The sequence below is a fragment of the Varibaculum prostatecancerukia genome, from assembly GCF_943169825.2.
GTDB classification, from domain to species: Bacteria; Actinomycetota; Actinomycetes; order Actinomycetales; family Actinomycetaceae; genus Varibaculum; species Varibaculum prostatecancerukia.
Genome location: NZ_OW968402.1, coordinates 910,696 through 932,815, shown reverse-complemented (window position 1 = coordinate 932,815; position 22,120 = coordinate 910,696). Strand labels below are relative to the sequence as shown.

17 protein-coding genes and 3 pseudogenes are annotated in these 22,120 nt (G+C 54.2%); 7 read left to right on the top strand and 13 right to left on the bottom strand.

Going from position 1 to position 22,120, the window contains the following annotated elements:
• The first annotated feature begins 16 nt into the window (after nt 1-16).
• Nucleotides 17-1,621 carry a terminase large subunit gene (locus KO216_RS03940; protein WP_215523006.1) on the top strand — a complete coding sequence of 535 codons (1,605 nt, stop codon included), beginning with the start codon at nt 17-19 and terminating at the stop codon, nt 1,619-1,621.
• A gap of 430 nt (nt 1,622-2,051) precedes the next feature.
• Here KO216_RS03940 and KO216_RS03935 read toward each other — a convergent pair.
• The 4 genes and pseudogenes from KO216_RS03935 to KO216_RS09660 form a co-directional block, all read right to left on the bottom strand.
• Nucleotides 2,052-2,763 (bottom strand): annotated as a pseudogene (locus tag KO216_RS03935) (IS6 family transposase).
• A 97-nt stretch (nt 2,764-2,860) separates the two neighbouring features.
• Nucleotides 2,861-4,885 (bottom strand): copper-translocating P-type ATPase, encoded by a 2,025-nt coding sequence (locus KO216_RS03930; protein WP_215524039.1) that lies wholly within the window; start codon nt 4,883-4,885, stop codon nt 2,861-2,863.
• A gap of 261 nt (nt 4,886-5,146) precedes the next feature.
• Nucleotides 5,147-5,443, bottom strand: coding sequence for a heavy-metal-associated domain-containing protein (locus tag KO216_RS03925; protein WP_215524038.1), 297 nt, complete (start codon nt 5,441-5,443; stop codon nt 5,147-5,149).
• A 146-nt stretch (nt 5,444-5,589) separates the two neighbouring features.
• A pseudogene (locus KO216_RS09660) lies at nt 5,590-5,885 on the bottom strand (ATP-binding protein).
• Between KO216_RS09660 and KO216_RS03915 the strand changes: the two are divergent.
• Complete coding sequence (locus tag KO216_RS03915; RefSeq protein WP_215523005.1) at nt 5,784-6,575, top strand: recombinase zinc beta ribbon domain-containing protein; 792 nt, start codon at nt 5,784-5,786, stop codon at nt 6,573-6,575. The pseudogene KO216_RS09660 and the gene KO216_RS03915 sit on opposite strands and share 102 nt — an antisense overlap.
• 243 nt (nt 6,576-6,818) lie before the next feature.
• Here KO216_RS03915 and arsA read toward each other — a convergent pair whose 3' ends face one another.
• Both arsA and arsD read right to left on the bottom strand, forming a co-directional pair.
• Nucleotides 6,819-8,585 (bottom strand): arsenical pump-driving ATPase, encoded by a 1,767-nt coding sequence (gene arsA, locus KO216_RS03910; RefSeq protein ID WP_215523004.1) that lies wholly within the window; start codon nt 8,583-8,585, stop codon nt 6,819-6,821.
• A complete protein-coding gene (arsD, locus tag KO216_RS03905; RefSeq protein WP_215523003.1) occupies nt 8,585-8,953 on the bottom strand; it encodes an arsenite efflux transporter metallochaperone ArsD in 369 nt (122 codons plus the stop codon). Before arsD ends, arsA begins: the two co-directional genes overlap by 1 nt.
• Before the next feature lie 91 nt (nt 8,954-9,044).
• Between arsD and KO216_RS09655 the strand changes: the two are divergent.
• Together KO216_RS09655 and KO216_RS03900 are read left to right on the top strand one after the other, a co-directional pair.
• Nucleotides 9,045-9,272, top strand: a pseudogene (locus tag KO216_RS09655) (ArsR/SmtB family transcription factor); the annotation flags it as partial.
• Nucleotides 9,273-9,452: 180 nt separating this feature from the next.
• Nucleotides 9,453-9,791: an arsenate-mycothiol transferase ArsC gene (locus tag KO216_RS03900; RefSeq protein ID WP_251451816.1), complete on the top strand. Its 339-nt coding sequence runs from the start codon at nt 9,453-9,455 to the stop codon at nt 9,789-9,791.
• A 225-nt stretch (nt 9,792-10,016) separates the two neighbouring features.
• Here KO216_RS03900 and KO216_RS03895 read toward each other — a convergent pair whose 3' ends face one another.
• From KO216_RS03895 to KO216_RS03880, 4 genes are all read right to left on the bottom strand, one after another.
• The gene (locus tag KO216_RS03895; protein WP_215523001.1) at nt 10,017-11,078 is read right to left on the bottom strand and encodes a type I restriction enzyme HsdR N-terminal domain-containing protein; all 1,062 of its coding nucleotides are present in this window, start codon (nt 11,076-11,078) and stop codon (nt 10,017-10,019) included.
• A gap of 26 nt (nt 11,079-11,104) precedes the next feature.
• The gene (locus KO216_RS03890; protein ID WP_309547341.1) at nt 11,105-11,350 is read right to left on the bottom strand and encodes a hypothetical protein; all 246 of its coding nucleotides are present in this window, start codon (nt 11,348-11,350) and stop codon (nt 11,105-11,107) included.
• 83 nt (nt 11,351-11,433) lie between these two features.
• A complete protein-coding gene (locus KO216_RS03885; RefSeq protein WP_215522999.1) occupies nt 11,434-11,700 on the bottom strand; it encodes a helix-turn-helix transcriptional regulator in 267 nt (88 codons plus the stop codon).
• Nucleotides 11,701-12,089: 389 nt separating this feature from the next.
• Complete coding sequence (locus KO216_RS03880; protein ID WP_215522998.1) at nt 12,090-13,319, bottom strand: reverse transcriptase family protein; 1,230 nt, start codon at nt 13,317-13,319, stop codon at nt 12,090-12,092.
• Between the two features lie 369 nt (nt 13,320-13,688).
• Here KO216_RS03880 and KO216_RS03875 point away from each other — a divergent pair, with 369 nt between their 5' ends.
• Complete coding sequence (locus KO216_RS03875) at nt 13,689-13,925, top strand: hypothetical protein (RefSeq protein WP_215522997.1); 237 nt, start codon at nt 13,689-13,691, stop codon at nt 13,923-13,925.
• 64 nt (nt 13,926-13,989) lie between these two features.
• Here KO216_RS03875 and KO216_RS03870 read toward each other — a convergent pair whose 3' ends face one another.
• Nucleotides 13,990-15,144, bottom strand: coding sequence for a pyridoxal phosphate-dependent aminotransferase (locus KO216_RS03870; RefSeq protein WP_215522996.1), 1,155 nt, complete (start codon nt 15,142-15,144; stop codon nt 13,990-13,992).
• 268 nt (nt 15,145-15,412) lie between these two features.
• Between KO216_RS03870 and KO216_RS03865 the strand changes: the two genes are divergently transcribed.
• Complete coding sequence (locus KO216_RS03865) at nt 15,413-17,383, top strand: ADP-ribosylglycohydrolase family protein (RefSeq protein ID WP_215522995.1); 1,971 nt, start codon at nt 15,413-15,415, stop codon at nt 17,381-17,383.
• Nucleotides 17,384-17,521: 138 nt separating this feature from the next.
• A complete protein-coding gene (locus tag KO216_RS03860) occupies nt 17,522-20,332 on the top strand; it encodes a Cna B-type domain-containing protein (RefSeq protein WP_215522994.1) in 2,811 nt (936 codons plus the stop codon).
• Nucleotides 20,333-20,476: 144 nt separating this feature from the next.
• Here KO216_RS03860 and KO216_RS03855 read toward each other — a convergent pair whose 3' ends face one another.
• Nucleotides 20,477-21,400, bottom strand: coding sequence for a serine hydrolase (locus KO216_RS03855; protein ID WP_215522993.1), 924 nt, complete (start codon nt 21,398-21,400; stop codon nt 20,477-20,479).
• 22 nt (nt 21,401-21,422) lie between these two features.
• Nucleotides 21,423-22,088, bottom strand: a complete 666-nt coding sequence (locus KO216_RS03850) for a flagellar basal body-associated FliL family protein (protein ID WP_215522992.1) — start codon at nt 22,086-22,088, stop codon at nt 21,423-21,425.
• Nucleotides 22,089-22,120: the final 32 nt, after the last annotated feature.

Sequence of the window (22,120 nt, the reverse complement as noted above, 5' to 3'; positions counted from 1 at the left end):
AAGGTAACTGATTCGTATGCGTCAGCTAGCTGAATATCAACCGACACGGTTCATGGCTGAAAGCTCGCGCTACGACAAGCGTCGAGCCGATTTTGCGGTCGCGTTCATCCAAGCCTTAAAGCATACGAAAGGCCGGTGGGCAGGAAAACCTTTTAAGTTGATTGATTGGCAAGAACAAATCATTCGCGACCTTTTCGGGGTGGTCAAACCTGACGGGTTTCGCCAATTCACTACCGCTTACGTGGAGATCCCTAAAAAGCAAGGGAAATCTGAACTAGCCGCCGCCGTCGCGCTCTTGCTGTGTTGCGGCGATGGCGAGGAACGCGCTGAAGTTTATGGGTGTGCTGCCGATCGGCAACAAGCATCCATCGTGTTCGAAGTGGCAGCCGACATGGTGAGAATGTGTCCCCCACTAGCCAAGCGGGTAAAGATCCTTAGAAGCCAAAAACGTATCATCTACTCCCCTACTAATTCCTTCTACCAGGTACTATCCGCCGAGGCCTATTCCAAACACGGATTCAATATTTCCGGAGTGGTATTCGATGAGCTACACACCCAACCCAACCGGGCGCTCTTCGACGTGATGACCAAAGGCAGTGGGGATGCTCGCACCCAGCCGCTGTACTTCCTGATCACAACCGCCGGCACCGACACCCACAGCATCTGCTACGAGCAACACCAAAAAGCCCAAGACATTCTAGATGACAAAAAGCACGACCCCACCTTTTATCCAGTCATATATGGGGCAGCGCAAGATGATGATTGGACTAATGAAGCCGTGTGGCATAAAGCCAACCCATCCTTGGACGTGACGGTGCCAATCCAGAAAGTTAGGGACGCTTGTAATAGTGCCAGGCAGAATCCGGCTGAAGAAAACACCTTCAGACAATTGCGTTTGAACCAGTGGGTCAAACAGTCTGTGCGGTGGATGCCCATGAACACCTGGAACAAAAACGATGGCCCAGTCCACTTAGATGAGTTAGAAGGACGTGTTTGTTACGGCGGGCTCGACCTGGCATCCACCACCGATATCACTGCTTTCGTTCTCGTATTCCCACCCACGGATGACGATGACAAATACACGGTCGCGCCCTGGTTTTGGATACCCGAAGACAACCTCAAACTCAGAGTTTCTAGGGATCACGTCCCCTACGACCTATGGCATCAGCAAGGCCACCTACTCACGACTGAAGGCAACGTGGTGCACTATGGGTATATCGAGAAGTTCATTGAGGATCTTGGCACCCGATTCAATATCCGAGAAATCGCTTTCGACCGGTGGGGCGCTGTCCAAATGTCACAGAATTTGGAGGATGCCGGGTTTACGGTGGTGCCGTTTGGGCAAGGCTTCAAAGACATGTCCCCACCATCAAAGGAACTGATGAAACTCGCCCTCGAAAGACGGTTGGCGCATGGAGGGCACCCGGTGCTGGCCTGGATGGTCGATAACATTCACGTGCGCACCGACCCAGCAGGAAACATCAAACCCGACAAACAAAAATCCACCGAGAAGATCGACGGCGTAGTAGCCACCATCATGGCCCTAGACCGAGCCATCCGAAAAGGAAGCGGTCAAATAGGTGGCAGTGTCTATGACGAACGCGGGCTACTTGTTTTTTGAACTCTAGTTAGGTCTGATTCTTACTAAATCTTCCTTGGACAGCGTGGTTGTATGTACTTATGATTTCATTTGCCCGGCATGCGTGGGGTGTAGCGGTTGAGGAGGTTTTCTAAAAAGCCCATGGCCTTAAGCCAAGAGGCCCATACCGACATGCCCGCCTAAATGCTATCGAACACTGCAACCAACGTGGATTTCTGTGGATACCACTGAAGTGCCCCGAGTTTTGCTCCTAGGCATTTGCCTTGATTTCTATTATTTCCTGTGGCGGGTGCTGATTCATCGTTAGTGAACTGCACCCTATTGCGAGTAGCTTTACGCAGTTCATTGTTAAACGACTCAATGGAGTTCGTCGGGTGCTGTTGCAAAATTGGGCGGAGAGCAGCGAAGACTCAGTTTCTCATTCCCTGATCGCCGCTGCGTGTGGGCGTTGTTAGGCCGTCTCGAAGACCCGGTTGACGATCACCGCGTCCGGGTTCGGTTGCCCATAGGCAAACATTGTGCCTTGCCCTTTCCGCAATGAGTGCATCGCCTCCATCCCTTTCAACGTCCGATATGCAGATGTCCGGTTCTTAAACGCGCCTTTCGGCCCGAGGATCCGCTTCAGACGACCATGGTCGCCTTCTAGGATGTTGTTGAGGTATTTCACCTGCCGGTGTTCCACTGTTGGCGGGCAGATTCCCTCTGACTTCAACTCGGCGATTGCCCTGGCTAGGGAGGGTGCTTTATCGGTGTTGATCACTCTGGGATACCCGGCTGACGCATTGGATCTGAGGGCCTTGGTCAGGAAACGCTTCGCTGCGGCCACGTTCCGCTTCGGAGAGAGGTAAAAGTCCAGGGTCTGGCCACCGGCGGTGATCGCCCGATAGAGGTAGCACCACCTGCCGCCGACCCGGATATAGGTCTCATCCACCCGCCAGGAACTGGCCTGCCAGTCAGGTAACTGTCGGTACCACCGTGTTTGCTTGTCCAGCTCAGGGGCGTATTTCTGGACCCAGCGGTAGATCGTGGTGTGATCGACTGGCACGCCCCGCTCGGTCATCATTTCCTCCAGATCGCGGTAGCTCACCCCGTAGCGGCAGTACCACCGCACTGCCCACAGAATGATGTCACGGGGAAAAATTGCGACCGGAGAAGATACCCATGGCTGTGATTAGTTCACGTCGCTCTTCCTACTGCCACAACTTTGCAACAGCACCAGCCTTTCAGGGTCGTATGGGGGCAGTGGAGAGAAGTGGCGGATCAGTGGACGGCGGTGGATGCCGGAGTAGGCGTGGTGTGTTCCTCCTTCGACTCGGTCGGAGCCAGGTGAGCCGGATCCAGATCAATGTGGCGCAACAGCTGGGCGTTCAGAGCCACCACGATGGTCGAGGCAGACATCAAGATCGCGCCCACGGCCGGGGACAGCACGAACCCGATCGAGGCGAGTACTCCGGCAGCCAGCGGCACGGCGAGGATGTTGTAGCCAGAGGCCCAGATCAGGTTCTGGATCATCTTGCGGTAGCTGGCCTGGGACAGCTCAATCATCGACAGCACTGCCCGCGGGTCATCACTGGCTAGGACCACCCCGGCAGATTCCATGGCCACATCCGTGCCGGCACCGATGGCGATACCGACCTCCGCGCGGGTCAGAGCGGGGGCGTCATTGACACCGTCACCGACCATGGCCACGCTCAGGCCACGCTCCTGTAACTGGGTGACCTTGGTGTCCTTGTCCTGGGGCAGGACCTCGGCGAAGACCTCATCAATGCCTAAGTCCTGACCGACAGCGTGGGCCACCTGCTGGGCGTCGCCGGTGATCATTGCAACTTTCACCCCGCGGTCCTGCAGGGCTTTCACGGCGGCGCGGGATTCGGGGCGGATCTTGTCCTCGACGGCCACCGCACCGATGATTTGACCGTCGCGGACAATATGGAGCACACCGGCCCCACGCCCGGTCCAGGCGCTGGTGGTGTCGGTGAGCTCGGCCGGGGTGGTGAGGTTGAACTCGCGCAGCATGTTCGGCCCGCCCACGAGGATCTCAGCGCCATCAACAGTGGCCCGGACCCCCCGGCCGGAGGCAGCCCTGAAACCAGTTGCACGGATTTGTCGACGGGAGGCCTCGGGATGGGCGGCCGCGGCCGCCACGATGGCGCGGGCCACGGGGTGCTCGCTGTCGGCCTCCGCGGCGGCGGCCAGGGCCAGCAGCTCGCCCTCGGTGACGCCGACAGCTGCCGCGACACCGGTGACCGCGTGCGCACCCTCGGTCAAGGTGCCGGTTTTGTCGAAGAGCACCACGTCGATGGTGCGCATCCGCTCGAGCGCCATTCGGTCCTTGATGAGCACCCCGGACTTCGCGGCCCGCTCGCTGGAGATCGCAATGACCAGCGGAATCGCCAGGCCCAGGGCGTGCGGACAGGCAATGACCAGCACCGTGACCGTGCGCACCACGGCATCGTCCGGGCTGCCGATGATGGTCCACACCACCGCGGTGATCAGAGCGGAGATCAGCGCGAACCAGAACAACAACGCCGCCGCCCGATCCGCCAGGGCCTGGGCCCGGGAGGAGGACTCCTGGGCGTCGGCAACCATGCGTTGGATCCCGGCCAGGGCGGTGTCCCCGCCGGTAGCCTCCACCCGGATGCGGACGGTGTTGTCGGTGGCCACGGTACCGGCGACCACCTTGTCACCGGTGTCGCGGAAGACGGGACGGGATTCGCCGGTGATCATCGCCTCATCGAATTCGGCGGCTCCGTCGAGGATGGTTCCGTCGGCCGGCACCCGGGCACCGGCCCTCACCAGCACGACGTCGTCGACGACCAGCTCGGAGATGGCCACGGTGCGGGTGGTTCCGTCGATGACTTTCTCGGCCTCATCCGGCAGCAGGGCAGCCAGCGCGTCAAGCGCGGAGGACGCGGCCCCGAGAGCGCGCATCTCGAGCCAGTGGCCCAGCAGCATGATGGTCACCAGCAGGGCCAGCTCCCACCAGAAGTCCAGGTCAAAACCGCCCAGTCCCAGAGTGGTGACCCAGGAGGCGACAAACGCCACGGTGATGGCCATGGCGATCAGGAGCATCATCCCGGGTTGGCGGGATTTCAGTTCTTTCCATCCGCCCTTGAGGAAAGGCGTTCCGCCGTAGACGAAGATGATCGTGCCCAGCACCGGGGGAATCCAGGTGGATCCGGGGAATGCCGGGAGGTGGTAGCCGAGCAGGTGGGCGACCATGGGGCTGAAAATAACGACGGGAATGGACAGAATCAGCGACCACCAGAAGCGGTCCCGAAACATTGCGGTGCTGTGTCCGGCGTGTTCGCCGTGACCATGAACGTGGTGGTCTTCGTCCAGGGCGGAGTGCGGGTGATCGTGAGGCATCGCCTGGCCGTGGGTGTCGGCATCTGCGTGGTGTTCGTGGCTGGCATGATCCGGGTGGTAGGTGTGGTCTGTTTCCGGAGCGGGGTGATCACCATGGTGATAACCGGAATGGTGGGGAGTGCTCATGACGTTCCTTTCGCTCAACCCGGTCGGGGTCGAGATGATGGGTAAAACTAATCAGGATAAGGCGGTGTAGCCGGCCTCCTCGATGGCCCGGCGAACCATCTCCGGAGGTACGACACCGGTGACCGTGACGGTGGAAACACCACCAGCAGCGAGATCAATCTGGACGTCGTCGACCTGAGGGAGGGCCTGAAGGGCCTGGGTCACGCTTTTCGCGCAGTGCCCGCAGGTCAGGCCGGTGACCTGGTAGCTAAGGGAGGACCCTCTTGCTGACGAGTCGCTGGCGGCAGGGATGGAGGCGGTGTCGGCACGTGAGGCAGGTCCGCAACAGCTGCAGCCGTGGGAGGCCATCGGCAAGAGGCGGGGCGGGGAGGCGATCATGGGAAAGCTCCTACGGGTCGGTGGGATACGGCGATGCTACTCTCTAGCTTATACCCCCCGGGGGGGTATATTTTCAATGGGTGGAGGGCACGGCCCTCACGCGGGGCAGGGTGTGGTCACCGAGCAGCCTCCTCACTGTCGGGAGGGGACAGCGGGAGGCGGAGGGCAAACACCGCTCCGCGACCGGGTCCGGGGGCGGTGAGAGTGCCGCCGTGGGCCTCGATCAATGCCTTGGAGATGGTCAGACCGATACCGCCCCGCCGTTGTCCCGGCTGCGGGCGGCATCCCCCCGGTAGAAGCGTTCGAAGATGTGTCCGAGCTGGTCAGGTGGGATGCCCTCGCCGTCATCGGCGACGTGGATGAGCGCGGTGGACGCCCCCTGTCGGTGGACGCTGATCCGGACCTGCCTCACGAGCCGATCATCGAACCCGCTACCTGGGAAATCGTGCAAGCAGAACTAGCACGAAGATCAGGAAAAGGAACCGCCTCCACGCACCCGTTCGCCACCCGGATCAAATGCGCCGACTGCGGCGGCTGGTACGGACGCAAAGTCTGGCACTCAACCAGCAAATACCGCCGCCACATCTGGCGCTGCAACAACAAATACAAGCCCGGCTACCACTGCACAACCCCACACGTCACCGGACAACAAATCAAAGAAGCCTTCACCCAAGCCCTAACCAAACGAGTCAAAGATAACGCCACCCTCGATCACGTGATACAGCTACTTGACGACACGGTATACGACACAACAGAACTCGAAACTCGGCAAACCAAAATCGCTAAAAAGATGGAAGAAACCATGGCGTTAATAAACCAGCTCATCACCGAAAACGCCACCACAGCACACGACCCCGACGAATACGACCAGCGCTACCAACAACTCGAACAACGCTACCAACAGCAAGAAAAAGAACACCAAACAATCACAAACAAGATCGCAGACCTCACCACCCGCCAAACACAAGCCAAAGAAATCCGAGACTACCTAGCATGCCAGCCACCACTGGAATACAGCGATCAAGCCTGGAACACCCTAGTCAAACAAGCCGCCGTAGACACAGACGGCACCATCAACATCATCTTCAAAGATCAAGCCTAACCACCCCGGATTGCACCCAAGCCATTCACTCGGGGAGGTTGCTGACTGACGGTTGGGTGCAACGGATGGCACTTGGGGCTCAGTGGCGTGAGGATCTGGATGAGCGGTGCATATCGCCTGGTCGCAATAACAAGGATTCAAGCCATTTAAGTCTCAGAATAAAAACGGACACCTCGTCTGTCCAACCATTTAAAACTGGCGGACGAGACGAGGTGACCTATATGACTTAGCTTCGGTAAATCGCTATTCACGTAGTTCATGGTCGAGCATGACGGGCAGTTGAACCACTTGTACCCCTGCCTGATCAGCGACCGAGTTAATTATCTCCTGTTGCGCATTGGCTCGTCGTAGCAGGAACGGCGATGACGTTTCGGTTGCCGGGAGCGACTGGTTGATCACCCATGCCCACGGCTCAATACCTGCTCGCGACAGGTCGGCTGCAAGGGATTGTGCCTCAAGCATTGGCGTGGTTTCTGGCAGTGTCACGAGGATTGGCCGGGTCACTTCCGTATCTTGCAGGTGTTGGAGCGTGGTCGCGGAATCGTCACGTCCGGATTGGCGCATGAGTTCGCGGTGGTAGGACCCAGTGGCGTCCAGTAATAGCAGGGTGTGCCCGGTGGGGGCGGTGTCGAGGACGACCCACTGGTTTTGGACCGTTGCTACGACCTCAGAAAATGCTTTGAAAACGGCCACTTCTTCCGTACATGGGGAGCGCAGGTCTTCCTCTAACTGTGCGTACCCGTCGGCATCGAGAGAAGCGCCTTTGGTGGCGAGCACTTCTTCACGGTAGCTAGCCGTCACCGCGTCAGGATCGATAGATGACACAGTCAAACCTTTGATGCGATCTTCGAGGGAAACATCGAGGTGATTCGCGGGATCCGTGGTGGACAGATGCACTGGCTTGCCGCGCTTAGCGAGCTCCAATGCCAGCATTTGCGCCACGGTGGTTTTCCCAACCCCACCTTTGCCCATACACAAGACGAGTTTCGGTTTCCCCTCTGCTAGCTCATCCACCAGATGGGATAAACCGACGTGCAGCTCGGAATTGGACTGCGCAGGGCCCGGCTCTAGTGTGGGATCCGCGCTCGAAGTTGCGTCGCCGTCAGCCTCGCCCAGATGTAACAGGCCATCTACCCCCATCACCGGGTTAGCATTCAACTCGATCCGTACCGTTGGAACACTATTGATCGCGCTCAGCTGTGTATTCGTGGCAAGGCCATCAAGTAGTGCCTGTTCGCGGGCATAAATAGACTCCGAAAGCTGATCGGTAGCGGCGCTCACTGGCAGGATCCCGTTGATCACCAACAGTGCGGGTTTGATTCCCATCTCAAGTAGTTCACCGGTGGAACGGTTAGCTTCTTGCAGGGTCGAGATTTGAGCCCTGGCCACCAGCACCAGTGAAGTTTGTGCCGGGTCAGACAGAGCAGCTACCGCCTCGTGATAGGTTTGCCGGTTCTTCTCTAGCCCCGACATCGGACCCAGACATGAGGCGTCACCCGCGCCTTTATCAATGAAACTAGACCAATCACCGGGTAAGGACAGTAACCGCAGGGTGTGTCCGGTCGGGGCGGTATCGAAAATGATGTGGTCATAGTGGCTAGTAATGTCTTCGTTGGTTAGATAGTCGACGAATCGATTAAAACTAGCGACTTCAACCGTGCAGGAACCGGACAAGGTTTCTTCGGTTGTTGCTAGCACCTCGGGTGGCAGCAGGCCGCGAACCGGACCCAGGATAGACTCGCGATACCGCTCCGCTTCTGCCTCCGGATCAATCTCTACCGCATCAAAACTGATAGCGCCGGGCACAAGGTCGGTTAGCTCTGCTCCGCCCGATCCGATCTCACGGCCGAATACCTGCCCAATGTTCGAGGCTGGATCAGTGGATACTAGCAGCACTCGCTTACCTACACCTGCCGCGCGGGTAGCTAAAGAGCAAGCAACCGTAGTCTTTCCGACCCCGCCTTTACCGGTGAAAAACGCAAACTTGGTGCTCAGTTCAGGAAGGGACATTAGCAGCACCCACTTCCGCCACAACAACCAGACTCAACTACGGGCAAAGTTGTCTTTCCCTCCAGGGATGCCCCCGCGAATTGACGAAGCTGATCGGCTTCGGGATAGGAACCAGTCGCGATGATAATGCCATCAACCACAGTAACTGGTAGGCCGTCTGTGCCAGCTACCTCCATATAGGCGCGAACCGGTTCGCAAGCCGCAAAATCAGTAGGGGCAGAAGCCAAATTATGCCGGGTTACGGTAATGCCCTCTTTATCCAGGGCGGTCAGCGCCGCGTTGAAATCAACGAGAGCCTGATCTACGTCGGTTCCGCAGACTCCAGAAGAACAACACAAAGCCGGTTCATAGATATCGATTTGACGCACAGTTAACTCCTTACATTTCGATGATTGTCGAATCGACACAAACTCTATCACACGTTTCGATGGACGTCGAAACGTGTGATAGAGTTCTTGTATGAACAGTCAACACGCTCCAAATTGCTGCCCCGCACCTGCAATCGCCGGCGAAGGTCAATGTCAGGAAGCGGCAAACATTTTTGCGGCACTTAGTGATGTCACGCGGCTGCAACTGGCTCTGTTCATATATCGCTGTTCACCGAACCCGGTGTGTGCATGCTCATTTCCTGAGGTTTTCAATATCAGTCGGTCAACCATTTCGCACCATCTCACCAGGCTGGTAAATGCTGGCATATTAGGCCGCGAACAGCAGGGTAAGTGGGCCTACTATTCGATCGCCCCGGATTTTGATACTCGACTCCTTGACCTTGTCGCTAAACACGTGCCTCAACAACCCACAAGCCGAAAGGGAGCCACCGAGACCAGAATCCTTTTTGCCTGCAGACAAAACGCTGGTCGCTCACAAATGGCAGCTGCCATTGCGCAAGAACTAGCCAGATCTGACGTGACCATCATGAGTGCGGGCACCGAACCGGCCGAAGAAGTACACCCCGAGGTGCGCGACGCCCTCGCCGAAATAGGGTTAGAGCCGTTTGCGCAGCCAGAAAAACTTGATCCGGCGAAAGTGAAGATGGCAGATTGGGTAATCACGATGGGATGTGGCGAATCATGCCCAATTTTCCCCGGAACCCACTATGAAGACTGGGAGGTCGCTGATCCGTCAGGGAAACCCGTAGAGGTCGTACGCGAAATCCGCGACGAAATTACCAAGCGCGTAAGAGAGCTACTAACCCGAATCTCTTAATGAAATATGGAGCCGCGGGGAATCGAACCCGTGAGGGCTGGCACGGGGAGGTCGCGAACGCGGGCTGAGCGTTCGCCCGCGCCAGTGGTTTTCGGAGGCTGTGCTCCGAAAACCCTTGCTGGTGCGCAGCACCGCCGATTCTTTTTCGCCAGGCTCGTTGGCGACGCAATAAAGCGAAACCAGAAGCTGACATCCAAAATGGATAGCAAGATTAACTGCCAACCGTTAACCGTATTTTTGTACCGTATCCTTGATGCGCTGCGCATATTGATACAAGTCAGTTGGGGTATCAATATCAATTCTTTCGTTATCGTCCTGATCGAAAAACATAACCCGCTTCTGCTTCCCATTAAATAGCAGACGAACCAGGGGTTTACGGTTATTATCATCTAACAGGATCCCACAATAGGACTGCTGGTCACGTATATGCACCCTGGCAGGATTGGTTACTTCCGCGCAAATAGCTTGCACGATAAAGAACCCTTGAAGCTCATCGTCAGTAGTCTCAATTTTAGATTCTTTAACCGCCGCTGCAGGCGCTTCACTAATATCAGTCTCCGTACTATTGACTTCCATAGCGGTTTTCAGCTTGGCCGCCACCCTATCGCCTATAAACCGTGCCATACCGGTACGCACTGACGGCTCTATAGCCTCTAGCAGCTTCGTGGTTTTCACCGCCCCGGGCTTAATAACACCTGCCATCAACTGCAAAAAGTCCTTATCGGGATTTTCAAAAATAACTCCCAGATACTTCCTCACAGCGGTCACTTGCTTTAGGTTCTCCGCAGAAGAAAGCACGGAATCAATCTCGAACCGGCTCTTAGTTAGCTTGTCTATTTCCGGGAGTAGCTTTTCATCTACGTTGTCTAGGTCGAGGGTCATAAATGGGGTTTTGTCCATGACGTGTAGGGCGTCTAAGTCAGTGTAAAACTGGTAGATTTGTCCGTTGGTTAGAATCCCGATTTTGGCTTGTACTGCTTGAAAATAGAAGGCAAGCTGCGCGGCGTTATCCCGTGAGATTGGAATCCCGTAGGGTTTCGCTTCGATCAATATTCTTATCTGGTCACCGCGCTTGATGGCATAATCAACTTTTTCATTTTTCTTGTACGAGTAGGAGGAGCGATATTCGGGGATCACCTCTGCCGGGTTTGTAGTGTCGTATCCGAGGACATCGCTTATGAACGGCATGATTAACGCGGTTTTGGTGGCTTCTTCAGTTTTTATATACTCGCGTGTTTTGGCGAGCTTGTCCGAAAGGTTACTGACGCGATCTTCAATATCTGTCATTACTTTTTCTCCTAACTATTTCATTACTATTTTCGGTTGCTGTTGGGCGAGTTTTCGCCGGTAGGCTCCAATGATCCGGCGGGGACACCTAGCGCGGCGGCTATACCACCTGTAGACCATCCGTATCGTGATTCCCAGAAACGATAATCGGCAGCGTTGATTACCGCTTGCGCTACGGCTTCATCTATACGGGATTCAACTGCTGCGGTCTGGTGTCCGTCATGCTGTGCTGCTGCGTGGAAAGTTTCGTGAGCTAGGAGCTGCGAGTCCATGTATAACTCAACCTGGGTGGTCTCACACCATGAGGTAAGCGTCTCAATAGTAGGCGGTGTACTTCCCCACCAGTCCGGATAGATCACGACTGACGCTCTCCCATTTTGTATGCTTCTGCTACTACGTCTTGAGGTTTTTCTCCGATGATCTCGCATATATGTGCTAGAGCAGATAAAGGAATTGGTGAACGCTTGGGGTTTAGCCAGTTGGAAATGACCGAAGGCGCGTGACCAGCAAGCGGCGCGATGGTTTTAATGTCGTTGCCGCGCTGGACGATCTTCCCGCGTAAGACTAGCCCTATGTTTTTGGCAAATGTTTCGCCGTAGGCTTTCAGGTTTGGGTTTTTCATAGCTTAGGGTTGGTTGTTTTCTTCTTCGGCTTGTTAGCGGGCGCTTTCCATATGAACAACAATATTCCTAATCTTTGGATTGCACACCGTATCCGAGACGCTATCCAAAGAGAGCACACCACAAAAAGCAACAGCAGATGCCGGCCTACCCCCTCTACTACTTGGTATCTCCGCTTGAAAGAAGCTGGCAGTTTCTCTCAATAAGTTAATTAAGTAAAAGCTAATCTAGCAGGCACAATGCAACATAGTCCTTAAATTATGGCATCTATAGTGCTAAAAATAGTGCGGCTCTAATCATAAAAATATGGATACTGTACCCCTAAATTTATGAATCTACACTGGTGCCGTTACTACGCGCTCAGCCCGCGTCAGTAGGATTTTTACGGGAATTATCGCGTTACTTCACCAATCGATAATGCCTTTCTCAGGTTTGTTTCCCGTGTTTCCCCGTACCAATGCTCAATTCCTTTCGCGAAAGCGATTAGACCTTGCAGATGGTTTAGGAAACTCAATACCGGGGGTGGAGTGCCTTTGGCGTGAGCTACGTGCTGCTGGAGACCAAATTTAGCAATTCCGCGTATGTGGTAGTCAATATTTTTCTTAAACGCGGTATCGAGACGAACGCTGTCGTCCACTTGCAGACCCAAAATCAGCTTCTTAGACCCGGGTGGCACTACCCTGGTTTTGCCTTGGTTTATCCGAAAACCATGTTTTAGTACGGCTCGATTAACGTCACGGATGATTAATCCTGCGAAACTGCGGTCAAAATGTTCATGGTCAGGCCGCGGGGAGAAAAACAAGTCATCACAGTACCGCGAATATCTTAAACCGCTATACAGCGCTAAAGACGCAAGCTCTTTATCGAGTTCGCCAGCACAGATATTGGCGATAATCCCCGACGTGGGGGCTCCTTGCGGAAGCACCCCCCGTATGATCTTCCCCGCGCCGTCTCGATACCTTGGGTAGGGGCCGTCGCTGCTATCTCTTGTTATTTCGAGCTTCGTGTAGTTCCGCGCCGCCGGGGTTATTCCGAACTTTTCGTTATATAGCGCTTGAATATTGCGTCTTAGATTTTTATCCGGCAGGAAAGTTGTCAGACGCGCTAGTTCAAACGCGACAAGTTCTTTATACCCAATCGCTCTAAAGAGTTCATATACCCGAGCCTCGGAAATTCCCCCAAAGAAATCCTTGAGGTCGAACTTAAGGAGCCATTTAGCGCCAATATGTACGGCTGCGCAATCTTGAATTGAACGTCCCGGGCGATATGCGTAGGCGGCAGGGGAAACCATATCGTCGGTGAAGCAATGCCGCAGTATCCATCGCTGTAGACTTTTCAAACTGGAACTTGGTTCCGACAATATCCGCCTGCCCCCAGAATGCTTGGGGACACTTCGATATCTGTAGTACAAGGGGACTTTACGCAGCGGTGTAGTTTTATCGTGATCGAGCCAAATTTCTGCCGTATTATGGCTGCTGATTGCTACATGTGCAGACGGATACAGAATCGATTCTTCTGGATTCTCTAGGTTATGCAAACGCAGAAGATGCCTAAGCGAGTTAATCTGCGCGGGCGCGACTTTTGCCGGTTTCACTATGGGGTTGAAAGGAGGAAGTTCCATAACGATCTACTGTCAGCCTAGGGCTTTCTTTTGCCACGACGTGGCAAATTCCATGTCAATCTGTGAACCAATGGCAGGGTAATCCCCTGCCGTCCTGATTGACAGAGGCACGCGAATCGCGAGCCTTCATCACTAGAGCCGTCGGTGACTCCCTCCTTTCAACCCTGGCATTTATATTAGATCCCGATGCGGATCTGTTTGCCATATTTGTAACGATACTGGGGCAGATTCGTAAACGGCAGATTTCTTCCGCAACTCTTTTCGCAGATTTACGGTAGTTGCGCTTGCTTTGCAGGCAAGGTCGCCAGCAATAAGCTAGCAGTCATAGCGATACAGCAATCTTCTATCTCGGCAGGGGCGATTTATAACATGCAATATTCTGAAGACTTGTGGGAGGGCATCCTGGCTGCCATATCTGAGGTAGGGCTTGTATCTGTAGTGAATGATTTACTAGAAATTGAGCGTCATGATGGTATCAATATCGAGTTAGCACTCGATTGGGCTTCTTACTATAACGTGCATTTATCCAAAGAGATTGAGGAAACAGTTAGGGAATGGGTTGCTGGCGGCGATCTGGAACCAGAAGCTCTAGAAGCATTCGAGTAAATGCAAATTAATCAAAATACGCCCGCTAATCGCTTGGAGCAGGACTAGAAAACCGGCTGCTCCCCTAGCTCAAGGTCATGATGGTACGCATTACTTTGGCGGCATTTTCGCGGAAAGAATCTTCTTCTAGCAGCAGGGACAGGCTAATGGTGCCAGCGAAGGGCAAATCAAAAAAGTAGCCGGGCTGGCAATAAATCCCAAAATCTTGCAAGAGTTTTTCCACCAGCTCGTCCTCATCGATATGCGCGGGGAAACGCACGAGCACGTTCCAGCCGCCTTGCGGGGGCATCACCGTAACCGGGCTGGCCGGATCCTCCCCTATTAAGTCTTGCAACATGGCCAGGTTGGCGGCGCACCGCCCGCGAGTTTGCGCCAACTGCGGCGGGATTTTCTTCAAGAAACCAGGCAGGTGCGCGGCCAAAATATCACTAAAGGGCAAGAACGCATCCGCGATGATATCTAAACGGGCTTTCGCCTCCTCCACCAGCACCTCCGGTCCCGACACCTCTAGCCAAGCAATCTTGAAACCGGGGGCACACAGATTCTTTGATAACCCGTCGAGGGCGAAAGTGAGGATTTCAGGGCAACCGGCCAAGCGGGCACGAGATTCCGGAGCCGCAGCCAAGGGGAAGTCATAGAACACTTCATCGGCGATCAGGGGCAGATTATTTGCGACGCAGTATTCTTGCACCCTCTCTCGCTCTCCCCTATCTAGATAGGCGCCGGTGGGGTTACCCGGATTGATGACCACTAGGGCACGCGGACGCAGGGAAACACCCGCAGCTGGCAGCGAGAGCGGATCTAGTTCCCATTTTCGTCCTAGCCAAGCAAAACTATAGGACGCCACCTGTACATTTTCTAAGTTTGCTAAGGCTTCTATCAGCGGATATCCAGGCGTCGGAGCCAGCACTTCCTCGCCAGGATCACACAGCAGTTTCATCAGCCAGGAGTAGCCTTGGGAAGTCGAACTAAGCAGATAAAGGTTATCGGGACTGACACTGCGTCCATCCCTCTGGGAAAGAAAATCGGCGAGGGCGCGGCGGGCTTCGCGCTGACCGCGCGGATCTGCCTGGTAGGGGTTGCCTGCTTCCCCTAACCCATGCCGAGTGGGATTCGAGTCAGAGATATTTACCAGTTTCTGTCCCTGGGCGCGCAGTTTCCCCGCCGCCAAGGTGATGGCGTTGGGCTGCGAAAGGCTAACTCGCTGTGAAAAATGCATCGCTCCTACTCTATGACGGCGAGCTGCTCCCCCGCATTGCCGCTACAGTTTCCGCGTTTGCCTGCCCAAAATATGAAAATCCGGAGAGCTTATACCCTTTAAGCAGCGCACTTAACCCCAGCAGCTATAGCTAAGCGCTAAGCATAGTAAGCAGGATCCTCCCCTTAACCTCTCGAATTAACAGAAAACCGGAAGTTTCCTGCCGGTATATACAACAGGAGCACATAATAGTAAATACAGCAGTAATCCACTTACGGGAGGAGCAGTTATGATCGGCGCAATTATCGGGGATGTTATTGGCTCAACCCGAGAGTTCTCACCGGTAGATTGCCGTGATTTTGAGCTGTTTCCCTATGGGGCTAACTACACCGATGACTCTTTGATGACTATCGCTCAGGGAATGGCATTTTTAAGGTGGCTAAACCTTAAAGATTCCGAGCGCACTGAGCAGCGCCTCTCCGGGCTTCTGGTCCAACGTATGCAGGAAATAGGGCGGCGCTTCCCCGAGCCTATGGGCTCCTATGGAGGACGTTTTGCAGCTTGGCTATTTGAAGATAACCCGCACCCTTATAACTCTTGGGGAAACGGCAGCGCCATGCGGGTATCGGCTGCCGCTGAATGCGCTAAGAGCCTAGAGGAAGCCCTCAAATTTGCGGAAATAAGTGCGGCAGTCACTCACAACCACCCCGAAGGTATCAAAGGCGCACAGGCGGTGGCCGCGGCGATCTATTTAGCGCGCAAGAGCCGAAGCAAGCAGGAAATCGAATACTACATTTCGGAGCATTTCTATCCTCTTAACCAATCGCTTGCTGAAATCAAGGCTAACTACCATTTTGATGAATCCTGCCAAGGTACCGTACCTCAAGCTATCAGGGCGTTTACAGAGTCGATTAGTTTTGAGGACGCTATTCGCAACACCATTTGGTTAGGGGGCGATGCGGACACGATGGGGGCAATCACCGGCGCTATCGCCTGGGCATACTATTCCACCCTGTACGGGATTGATGAGCGCATGAGGTTTATGGCGCAATCAGCACTCCGCTATTTCCCCGAAGACTTACATGCGTACGTTGCCTCTTATGAAGCAAGGTTTGATACCAGTTTCGAGTGGCCGGGTAGCTACCGGCTGAAAGACCCTAAGCGTGACGAGCCAGTTAATTATTCGTGCACCGAATCTTTGTGGAGGTTGTTGCTAGAAAAAGGCAGGTACGACGCGGTGCTACATAGCAATGCGGAAGAGCTCTTAGAGGTTGGAGAGCCTGGGTGCGCGCTCATGCTGATTCTTAATGCTCTGAAAGAGCAAAAGATAAAAATCCCTCGTGACCTGGTGGAGGAGCTTTGGGAAGGTGTCGACTGCCTGGACGATTTAGATGGGTTAGAACCTCCGGAAGGAATGGAAGTACCCTTGGCGCAGGCACTAGCTACTATTGGCGAACAAATAGCAGGCAATCCGAACTTGGTTCTGCATGACTACGGCTACGATATGGATTCGGTGTGGGTTCCGGTAATAGAAGATCGGCGGCTTCCCTTTACCTATCCCCATATTTTTTACGGTGGCGACCTCACTTGGATAAGAACCTGCGAGTTCCTGGTAGTTGAAAAATACTATGGCGCCGTGCAAAAGGTTTCGCTGAACTTTTCTGATTTTGTCGATGCCACCTGGGTGGGAAACTGGCCGAAAGATGCTGCAGCTACCCGAGTAAAAACCCTAGAAGCTTTTAAAGATGACCGGGCCTGGAGAAATAGACGCCGAGCGATGACAAAATTTCGCGACCGGCTGCTAGCCGGAGATTTTGGTGAGTTGCGTTCCCGGCAACGGGAAGATGACGGTTCTTTATTGCTCTTTCCCCCTGAAGATTCTCTGTGGCTTTATCAGGGAGTATTCGATGCTCTCGAATTTCTAGAAGATGAACTAGACGCAGATGACGAAAAGCATTTCCAAGAAGCTTTGCATGGAAAGAAAGTACCTGTGGAAGAAGCTGACGTCGATTGGCTATTTTCTAAGCTATTAGCTTTATGGAATCTGGAAAGAATCCAGGAGGGAGTAATCGCTGATGCTGCCCGCAACGGGGAGCTGCTGGGATTGATTGAAAAGATTCTCGATTTTTTCAATGCTCACAAAGATAAATATAAAGATAAACGGGGATTTATTGAAGATCTTCTAACAAAAGATCCAGCGCTAGGCTTGCAGGAAATTATAGATTTGGACAGCGATTTCACTGGTCTCGGAGACTGTTAGCAACCAGGTAATTCAGTAGCAGCTGTCAGGAGAAAAATTTCCTGTTCGGATTCATAGACGACAGTAAGGTAGGATGAAAGGTAACTCATCACTATTGGTTGAGCCTGACCAACATCCCTCCTAATCTTGAGGTCTACCATGCGAAACCGCAGAATAACTGGACGTTTAATAGCCGAGGCAGTGGCGCTAATTCTGACTGCCGCCTTGGCAATAGCCTGGCTGGCAGCTCCGGAAAAAATAAAGTCCACCTCTGCGCAAGCTGCCGGGCGCACAGTAGTGGAATGCGGCACCTACTGTGAGGAGGCAACACTTCGTCAATTAATCAAGGATGCCGGCACCACCCCCACCCGGATTGTGGTGAGTGGAATGGCCGACACCATGATCACTTCTACGGTGGTCATCCCTGCCGGCGCCGATATTGAGCTCGTAAACGGGATCGCCCCTTGGGGAGCCGCTTCATCCGAGGGCGGCCTGGTACGCGAGGACGGTTTCACCGGGTTCATAGTGCAGATCAATAAAGGCGCCTCCCTGACCATGGGTAATAACGAGAAAGGCGGAAAGTTTTATCTGCGCAGCCGTGGAGAGTGGGTACCCGGCGGCGGGGAACTGATCTATAACGAAGGCTCACTGACCATCAACGGCGGCACCTATGAGGGCGTTCGTGACGGCACCGGTCAGCGTTATGGGGCGATTACGGTTAGGGGGAAAGAGGCGAAGTTCGTCCTCAACGGCGGTAAAGTTACCGACAATAAACGTAAGATTGGCAGCGCCACAACCACACAATCCGGGGCCGCAAATATCGCAATAACTGAAGGCGCTCAGTTTGTCATGAATGGCGGCGAAGTCAGCTACGGCGAAACCTCATATGAGCATGGAGCCTACGGCGAAGTAGGTGGGATTGGCGTTTACCAAGGTGGCTCAGTAACCATAAACGGCGGCGAAATCTCCCATAATAAAGGCTGGACCGGAGGCCTGTTGGGATACGACTTCAACACGGATAAAGCCTCGGCTACCAACCTGCAAAAGGCTCTAGAAACCCGGAACTACATCACTATTAACGGCGGAAAAATCCAAAACAATGATGCCTACTTCTCGGGTGGTGGCGCTTTCGCTTTCGGGAATGCCGTCATCACTATGAACGGCGGCCTGGTCGATTCTAACTTCACCACTGGCAACGGGGGCGGAATCGGCACCCTAGACCTCTATGTATGGGGCGCAGACCGCACTTTTAAGGAGATTGATGGGTTAGGTAGAGAGTGGGGACTAACCAAGGAAGAGTGGGGCAAGCTCTCCCCCGCTTCCTTTATTTTCAATGGCGGCACTATCTCGAATAATGAAGCTTTACGTACCGGCGGCGGAGTTAACGTGGTTTCTAATCAAGTGGAGATAAATGCCGGAAAAATCTTGAATAACAAATCCCATCAAATGGGGGGAGGCATTTACGTTGCTACGGCCTCCTATAACCTGCATCTACACGACGTACTGGTAACCCAAAATAAGGCAACCTCCGATAATGGAGCCGCTGGGGGTGGCATTTGGTCATGTCCTACCGGCTCGATTGAGTTGCGCATCCACAACGGGGGCGCGGTCTTTGACAATACTGCCGACACCCTGGGTAACGATCTTGCCCATATCAATCTGGGCTCTGCTGGTAAAGCTCCCATCTGGGTATCTGACTATATGCTCGGGGGAGGCCGCGTTGATTACTACTTCGACCAAAAAGATGCGCGTTTTGACCCGGCATCCCTGAACAAGCCAGAAAAAGAACGTCCCAAACGCTTGCCTCTGAAATACATGAGTATTCAAAATGAGGGATTCCAAACCGTGCCCATCAACGATGCCGCTAAGGAAAATGCCAAAGCTGCAGCAAAACTCCTGATCCAAGACAATAGCGCTCAACTTGGGGGCGGCATTGGTACCAATGGTGGGGTAATTTTCGGTGATTGGGGATATGCGCAGGCCACCGTAGAGAAGGCTTGGCTCTATGACCAGGACGCGGAACCCGCTGGTGACGATACCTCTGCCGGAGATGCCGGGAAGGAAACCAATGAAGCTCCCGAACTACCTGCCCGCGCCAGCGATATCCCGGTCAAAGAACTAAAGATGCGGTTTATTCGCAGTACCGACAAGGATTTCACTCAGGCAGAAAAGATTGGCAAAGCTGAAAAAGTTGCCGACTTCAAGCTCGCTCCCTCAAATAATCCGGAGGAAAACTGGCGTAAAACCTTCAACGACCTGCCGATTAAGGATGAAAGTGGGAACTTCTACTACTACGGTGTCCAGGAACTAAACGCAAAGGGCAAAGTGATTAAAACCTTGCAGTTAAAACCCTGGCAGGTAGTCGAACAAGAAGATGGCAAAGTGCCGCAGCGGCCAGCTTTGGATCGTTCTAAGCAGCTGCCCGAAACTTGGCTAGTAGCCACGGTTGTTAACCCGGTACCTAATCCGGTAGATATTACGGTTAATAAACACTGGCTATGGCAGGATTCCGGAAAACCGGTACCGGATGCAAAAACCCCTGACAAAGTCAGTTTTGAGCTGCTGCAAGCAACCGACGCCAAGTTTAGCGATGCCAAGAAGGTCAAAAAGTTTGACGTCACTAAGGCCGAGGGGTGGACTAAGACCCTTCAGGGACTGCCGTTTAGCAACCAGGCCAAGCAGCGCTACTACTATGGGGTGCGTGAAATCGGAGGCGACGGGACGATTAAAGCCGTTCCCTTCGCTAAGTATGAAAGCGAAACTGGAAAGATCAAGACGGATAAAGACGGGGTAATCCGCCGGGAAGTAACGGTAGTAAATAAGCTATCTACTACCCCGCCGCCCCCGCACGAGCCGCCCACTCCCCCAGAAGAAATAACTAAGACCGGTACCCCGGTTGCTTGGTTAGCTCTCCTGGCCACGGTAATCATCGGATCTGGCGTGCTCATCAAGCGCCGTCAGCAAGGCTGAGCCCAAACAGCAGCTAACGTAGCTAACAGCTTTAGCCAGGTCGTTTAGGCTTCGCAGGCCCCTATCTTAGGGACGCAATGAGAGGCCGCCCTTGGTTTAAGCTGCCTCTGCGTCCGCTTGCCAGTTAAAAAGTGCAGGTAGCTCCTAATAGAACAGTTTGGCTACCTCGTCAACCACGGCGGTTGCCGCCCCAAAAGAACTGGCTTGCGCGGCAATTGCGATCGGAGTTTCCTTGCCTTCCGACTGGAACCAGCCTATTTGCCGGGCAGTGTAGCCGCCGCTCAAAGTCGGTCCCCACCCTCCTTTTACTGCGGAATTCGGTAGGCGCCCTATCCCCCAGCGTTGGTTACCATAAGCCGCATACATATGGGACTTTAACTGCGCCGCCCCCGGCAACGAATTAAAGTTTTGTAGAAATTGCAGCTGATCGGTGGTACTCCATTGAGTTTGCCCGAAAATAGTGAAACCGCTGCGCAGGCGGGTACTGGGAACCGTGGTGTGTCCATCTCCTGCCTGCCGCAAAATCGCGGTAACCGCCTGGGCACGCTGGGCGTCGGATGATCCTAGCCCTTGCCATAAAGCCTCGGCGGCTGCGTTATCAGAAGCCCGGATAGCCGCGCTAATATTCCCGCTATTAGCATCCGCTTTCCCCTGTGCATAGATTGCCATCGCCACCGGTACTTTTGAAGTCGACCAAGCCGGTAAATCCTGCAGGCTACCCGCGGTCTGGATTTGCCCTCCTTCTAGCCAGGACACCTGGATCCGCGCTCCCCGGCTTTGCTCAATCCGCGAAACCTCGCCCGCGATCTTTTCTTTTCCTTGACCGCTAGTATCTGCCGAAGCGCTAGTGGTGGGTGCGCTGGAGGCAGACACCGGAGGGTTCGTACTAGTACGGGAGGAGGCGGGCGAGGAAGACGGCAAGGAACTAGCGGGAGAAACCAAATTAATATAGGCGCGCGCCGAAACCACCAAAGCTAGGATTAGAGCCGCAGCAGCAATCACGGTTAAAGCTGCCGCGGCACCGATTTTCAGGGAGCGCCAGCGCTGGGGAGAATCCTGTTCAAACATAAGATGTCACTAGGCTTGGAAATCAGCGACGAATATACACTTGGGCGTTTTTTCCTCCGGTACACAGCGCCCAGGAATCTCCGCTAGAGTCACTTCCTACTCCGGAGCAACTCATATCGTAATACTGTCCGGTCACTGGGGAATAAACATCATAAAGCACGGACGATCCCCCCGACGAATAATAATCAGAAGTAACATTTGCAGCGAATTCGCAGCTGGTAACCCCATTGACTAAAACATCGCCCCCCATACCGGAGCAGGCTGCTACTCCTGCCGGAGGAGACCAGGCAGCTCGGGTACTAACCCGGGGTGCCGGCCGCTGCGGCTGCGCTCGTTCGACGATAGTGCTGGTCTGGGTGGTAGTCTCCGGACTTGCTGTACTCTGCGCTTCGCTCTTGTTATTCCCAGTTATATACCAAATTAGAAATCCCAGGGTCGCTAAGACCACCACTAAAACCCCGGCTATCAGGCCAATCATGACGGGAGTAGAGGTTTTTTGTTCTGAGGGCGCCTCTCCTGGTGGCGGAGATCCTGGATAGGGGCTATTTACCGGATAGAAGCCCCCGGGGGTCGGGCTTACTGCTCCTGGTGGTGGATAAGGAGAAGCAAAGTTCCCTCCGGTATCTCCCGACCAAGCATTCGGCATCGGCGAAACCGCAGGAAACGGATTAGTGGGAGTATCCGGCATGATTTTATCCTTTTCAATGAAACAGAGAGTTC

Bases quoted from the DNA above. Each gene is read 5' to 3' on its own strand.
- KO216_RS03895 (WP_215523001.1), bottom strand. From the start codon at position 11,078: ATGACAGATATTGAAGATCGCGTCAGTAACCTTTCGGACAAGCTCGCC.
- arsA (WP_215523004.1), bottom strand. From the start codon at position 8,585: ATGTCCCTTCCTGAACTGAGCACCAAGTTTGCGTTTTTCACCGGTAAA.
- KO216_RS03850 (WP_215522992.1), bottom strand. From the start codon at position 22,088: ATGCCGGATACTCCCACTAATCCGTTTCCTGCGGTTTCGCCGATGCCG.
- KO216_RS03885 (WP_215522999.1), bottom strand. From the start codon at position 11,700: ATGAAAAACCCAAACCTGAAAGCCTACGGCGAAACATTTGCCAAAAAC.
- KO216_RS03890 (WP_309547341.1), bottom strand. From the start codon at position 11,350: ATGGACTCGCAGCTCCTAGCTCACGAAACTTTCCACGCAGCAGCACAG.
- KO216_RS03940 (WP_215523006.1), top strand. From the start codon at position 17: ATGCGTCAGCTAGCTGAATATCAACCGACACGGTTCATGGCTGAAAGC.
- KO216_RS03880 (WP_215522998.1), bottom strand. From the start codon at position 13,319: ATGGAACTTCCTCCTTTCAACCCCATAGTGAAACCGGCAAAAGTCGCG.
- KO216_RS03900 (WP_251451816.1), top strand. From the start codon at position 9,453: ATGGCAGCTGCCATTGCGCAAGAACTAGCCAGATCTGACGTGACCATC.
- KO216_RS03860 (WP_215522994.1), top strand. From the start codon at position 17,522: ATGCGAAACCGCAGAATAACTGGACGTTTAATAGCCGAGGCAGTGGCG.
- KO216_RS03855 (WP_215522993.1), bottom strand. From the start codon at position 21,400: ATGTTTGAACAGGATTCTCCCCAGCGCTGGCGCTCCCTGAAAATCGGT.
- KO216_RS03930 (WP_215524039.1), bottom strand. From the start codon at position 4,885: ATGTTTCGGGACCGCTTCTGGTGGTCGCTGATTCTGTCCATTCCCGTC.
- KO216_RS03865 (WP_215522995.1), top strand. From the start codon at position 15,413: ATGATCGGCGCAATTATCGGGGATGTTATTGGCTCAACCCGAGAGTTC.
- KO216_RS03870 (WP_215522996.1), bottom strand. From the start codon at position 15,144: ATGCATTTTTCACAGCGAGTTAGCCTTTCGCAGCCCAACGCCATCACC.
- KO216_RS03925 (WP_215524038.1), bottom strand. From the start codon at position 5,443: ATGGCCTCCCACGGCTGCAGCTGTTGCGGACCTGCCTCACGTGCCGAC.
- KO216_RS03875 (WP_215522997.1), top strand. From the start codon at position 13,689: ATGCAATATTCTGAAGACTTGTGGGAGGGCATCCTGGCTGCCATATCT.